This window comes from Rhodococcus sp. Eu-32 (assembly GCF_003336925.1).
GTDB lineage: Bacteria > Actinomycetota > Actinomycetes > Mycobacteriales > Mycobacteriaceae > Rhodococcoides > Rhodococcoides kyotonensis_B.
In genome coordinates this window covers 1-4,821 of record NZ_QGNK01000044.1, presented here as the reverse complement: position 1 = coordinate 4,821, position 4,821 = coordinate 1, and the positions used below count along the sequence as shown (strand labels likewise).

The window sequence follows — 4,821 nt, the reverse complement described above, 5'->3', positions numbered from 1 at the left end:
TCGTCGTCGGCGCAGGCCCGACCGGCGTCGAAATGGCAGGACAGATCGCCGAACTCGCGAACAAGACTCTCGACGGCACCTTCCGCCACATCGACTCCCGCAGCGCGAAGGTCATCCTCCTCGACGCGGCCCCGAAAGTCCTGCCGCCGTTCGCCGACTCCCTCGGCCAGTCCGCGGCCAAGCGGCTCGAGAAGATGGGCGTCGACATCCAACTCGGCGCCATGGTCACCGACCTCGACGCGAACGGTCTCACCGTCAAGGACAGTGACGGAACCGTGCGACGCATCGCGGCGAAGACGAAGGTCTGGTCGGCCGGTGTCGCCGCCAGCCCCCTCGGTAAGACCCTCGCCGAGCAGTCCGGCGCCGAGATCGACCGCGCGGGCCGCGTCCTGGTGAACAAGGACCTGACCCTGCCCGGGCACCCGGAGGTGTTCGTCGTCGGCGACATGATGAGTCTGGACAAGCTCCCCGGCGTCGCCCAGGTCGCCATCCAGGGCGGACGCTACGCAGCCCGGGTCATCGAAGACGGTGTCGAAGCCGTGCGTGCAGGCAAGGACGTTCCCGAGCGCAAGCCCTTCAGGTACTTCGACAAGGGCTCGATGGCAACGGTGTCGCGGTTCTCCGCCGTCGCGCAGGTCGGACCCATCAAGATCACCGGCTTCATCGCCTGGGTCATGTGGCTGCTGGTCCACCTGCTCTACATCGTCGGCTTCCGCAGCCGCCTGACCACCGTCATTTCCTGGCTCACCGCATTCTTCTCCAAAGGCCGCGGTCAGCTCGCCATCACCGAGCAGCAAGTCGACGCCCGGCGAGCGATGTTCTACTTCACCGGCAACGACCCCGTCGCCGCCCCCGAAGTCACTGCACGGGAACCAGAATCCGCCACGCGCACTGTCCGGAACCAGACACGGTTTTCGCCAGCGTTCACCGGACACTAATACTGATGAGCGACTCTGAAAGTATGAAGGGTTGCTCCGAGCGTGAGTCGGAGCGCCGTTCCGGCGAATTGAGCGGTTCCTCAGGTCGACTACCCAGGCCGACGCATCCGGTCCAACGATTAACGGCGCAAACATTGGGGACCAGGACAGCGATTTTCGGGTGGTATCGCGGACCACAGTTGCCGACCACGGATTTAACTGAACAACTGGGGCAGCAAATGTCAAATTTCGCGGTAATCGATGTTTCTCGAGGCCAAGAATTTCGTTTTTGCAGCTCAGGGGCTTAGAGCTCTCGGCGTTCGCGGTCGGTGTCACAACGCTGTCTAAGCTGCCTCGTAAGCATCCAGATGGTCGTGTATCGACGTGCGTGGACTCGCAGGCTCTATGTTTTGCTCCCCTCGGTCCGATGCGCGCTATCTCCCGACACGAGTGGCGCCCAGCTCGAATTCAAGGCAGATGCGCCTCTCGGAATCGGCCACGTATATTGCATTTTCCGCACCAAATCACCTGAAACACCAGTTCAGCACAGTTTTCCCTCGACGGAGTTATCGGTGACCTGCACTAGGCTGCCGACATGGACTTCCCACCAGCCCGAATGCCTTCGGCAGGCAATCCAGCGCCGGTATCAACAGCCGTGGAACCCGAGATCCCACCCGCCGTGGCCAAACGGATCGCAAAGGCTGCGGAGTCGTCCCGATCCGAGGGGACCCGCCGCACGTATGCCGCGGGGTGGCGACGCTTCGCGGGCTGGTGCGAACGGGAAGGCCATGCCTCGTTGCCGGCGCACCCGGTCACCGTCGCCGCGTACCTTGTCGACGCCGCCGACACCCGCACCGAAACGGGGGAGCGGGCCTACGCTGCCGCGACGTTCGGCACCTGGATCGCGGCCATCAACCACCAGCACCGCACCACCGGACACCTGTCCCCGACAGCCCATGAGTTGGTCACCGCGACGTTGTCGGGGATCAGACGGGAATACGCCACCGCCGGCGATCGCCCGCAGAACCGGCGAGCGCCGTTGCTGGTCGACGACATCCGCGTCCTCGTCGGGACTGCACGAGACCGATGCAGGGGTTGGGCCGACGAGGTCCTCGAACGCCGGGATTCGGCGATCTTGCTGCTCGGCTTCGCCGGCGCCTTCCGGCGCAGCGAACTCTCCGACCTCGTCTGTGGCGACGTCACGCTGCACCGCCTCGACGGCCTCCACGTCCGGCTACGGAAGTCCAAGACCGACCAAGAAGGCAGGGGAGCAGTAAGAGCCTTGCCGTACACCGACTCCCACGAGACCTGCCCACCCTGCGCCTACGTCCGCTGGGTACAGGTCGTCGCCGCCTACGACGTCCTCGGCCGCCCCTCGGTCATCCGTTTGCTGCGGAAGCGCGAGCCGTTCCCCGACCATGTCTGCCGCGGGGGAGTCCCCCGCACCGCCGCCCGGGCGCCACTGCTGCGGGCCGTCGCCCAGAACGGCAACCTCGGTGCCACTGCGCTGTCCGGGGCCGCGATACACAAAACAATCCGTCGACGCGCCGAACACGCCGGCTACGACCCCACCGCACTGACCAAGCTCGGTGGGCACTCGCTCCGCGCCGGTTTCGTCACCCAAGGCACCCGCAACGGCGCGGACAGCACCGCGATCGCCCGGCAAACCGGCCACACCCGCCTCGATTCGGTCGAGGTGTACCGGCGCGAACACGCACCCCTCGTGGGGAATGCTGTTACCGACATCGGACTCTGACAGTCGACGTAGGCGGAATTGCGTTCGATGCAACTGCATCGCAGCTTCGACTGGGCGCACCGTTGTGTCTTGTCCTGTACGCAGACAGGAAACGCGGCCTCAGGAACGGGGCGAATCGCGCGTCGACATGGGAAATAGAGCACCTGAGATCTATGTAGTCATCGGGAGGTGGTTGGGCTCTCGTCCTCGTCGTACATTTTTGAAACGCGCCTCAGTCATCCACAATCTGCGAATCTTCCATCCATTTGTCTATCACTTTTCTCAGGACGTCGGGCCGGAGCTTCTTCGTCCTTTCGATCGCGACGACGTGGGCTTTGACCTTGGCAACCCAATCGGAGGGGAAGTTGAACGGCAAACGTTCAGTGGTGCGGGGGACCCGCTCGGGGGTTTTGCGCAGCTCGCTCGCGGGGAAGGCGTCGATCAACGACAGCATTTGGCGCGGGGTAGGGGACAGCGGCTGTCCCTCGACTCCCCATGACAGAATGGCATTACTAGCGCTTTCGACGCACAGCCCGTCCTTGTGCGCGAAGTCGTGTCGGATCTGCGACAGTTCGTAGAAGAATTCTGATTTGACGTCATTTTTCTTCCACGGTCGGCCTTCTTCGTCTGTGCCGTGGGCGATCGCCAGCCGCTCTCGGTAGACGTCCTCCCACATCGCGGCCACGCTGCCAAACCACTGGCCGTAAGCCATCCGATACAACGGCGGAGGAGTCCCTCCGTTGAACATCTCCGCGAACATTGCGGCTTCATTGCCAGGCGTCATGATCGTTGGAGGTGCTGTCATCAGACTCGACAATGTCGACATCGGGACCGTGCCAGTATTCTTCGTTTTCGATAGCCTCATCGTTGATACGTCCAGATGGTCACCCGGTGACCTATTTTCGTCCTTGGATGCTTGCCAGCCAGTCACTTTGGTGGACAGTGCATGACACGCCGTCAGGGTCAACAGCAGCGTCACACGGTAGCCTTCGGCAAATTCAGCGATCACCTCGTCGACAGACTGAACGCGCAACGATGAGTCGGACTCCAAGGTCGCAGCGACAGTTGCTGCAGCATCGCGCAGAGCGCCAAGGATGTCTCGGAGTTCACCGTTTGTAGTCGGCAGACTATGTTCGTCCAGTGCATCGAATTTGCGAAGCTCGGCAGCGAAAGGGCTGATCGCCGTCGCGAGCTCTCCCTCAGGTGCGTCCCCGTCCAACGCCGCGAACTGGTCAGTAAAGATGCCCTGAAGAGTCCCCACCATACTGGCGATGAGAACGTCAGCATTTCGGTCCGCGGGCAAACCGCCGCCCGATAATAGTTGCTCTGTCGTAGAGTGCACGGAGTGCGCGTTCGCGAGCCAACGCTCCCGGCGATCGTGAAGTGCCATTGGCACAGAATAGTTTCCGCCTCGCATGACGCCCGCGTCCGTAAACGCAGAACAGATAAATCGCGTCGTCAACCTTTGCGTGACGGCGGCAGCTATCCGACTGAATCACCCCAGGTTCTGTGCCGCCTCCAGTTGGGGCTGATCCTCGGTTCCGAAGCCAGCGTAGTAGAGAGTTTCGTACTCGCTCGGGGGCATGTGCCCGATGCTCGAGTGGAGACGTCGTGCGTTGTACCAGTCGACCCATCCGGCGGTCGCGAATTCGACGTCCGAAATCGTCCGGTACGGCCCAGAATGGAAGATCGTGGTGCGGATGCACTCGGTCTTGTACAACCCGTTCGCTGATTCGATGAGGGCGTTGTCATAGGCGTCCCCGACCGACCCGATCGAGGCAGCGATCTGTTCGAGCGCCAATTTCTCGGTTAATGTCACCGATGTGTACTGACTGCCTGCGTCCGAATGATGAATCAGCTCAGCAGCTTTCACCGGATTGCCGTCACGGTTGCGTTGCCACAGCGCCATCCGCAGCGGGATCGTCACCAGATCCACGGTTTTGGACATCGATGCATGCCAGGCCACGATCTTGCGGGAGAACACGTCGATGATGAACACCACGTATACCCATCCGGCCCATGTTCTGACGTATGTGAAGTCGGTAACCCATACCCGGTTGGGTTCGTCCGCCCGGAACTGCCGGTTCAGTAGATCTCCCGCCCGGACACCGTCCGCGGAACGAATGGTGGTTCTGATGCCCTTCGCTCGCCGAACACCATTGAGCGACA

4 protein-coding genes are annotated in these 4,821 nt (G+C 62.3%); 2 read left to right on the top strand and 2 right to left on the bottom strand.

Annotation, left to right across the window (positions count from 1 at the left end; all coding sequences use genetic code 11):
- Both DK926_RS26205 and DK926_RS26200 read left to right on the top strand, forming a co-directional pair.
- Positions 1–938: FAD-dependent oxidoreductase (locus tag DK926_RS26205; RefSeq protein ID WP_165839679.1), on the top strand; the 938-nt coding region annotated here is incomplete at its 5' end.
- 595 nt (positions 939–1,533) lie between these two features.
- On the top strand, positions 1,534–2,673 hold the full coding sequence (locus DK926_RS26200) for a tyrosine-type recombinase/integrase (protein ID WP_114332824.1): 1,140 nt from the start codon (positions 1,534–1,536) through the stop codon (positions 2,671–2,673).
- Positions 2,674–2,884: 211 nt separating this feature from the next.
- Here DK926_RS26200 and DK926_RS26195 read toward each other — a convergent pair whose 3' ends face one another.
- Together DK926_RS26195 and DK926_RS26190 are read right to left on the bottom strand one after the other, a co-directional pair.
- Complete coding sequence (locus tag DK926_RS26195) at positions 2,885–4,042, bottom strand: hypothetical protein (RefSeq protein ID WP_125833466.1); 1,158 nt, start codon at positions 4,040–4,042, stop codon at positions 2,885–2,887.
- Positions 4,043–4,147: 105 nt separating this feature from the next.
- Positions 4,148–4,821 (bottom strand): IS3 family transposase (locus DK926_RS26190; RefSeq protein ID WP_114332822.1); only part of this gene is annotated, 674 nt, incomplete at its 5' end.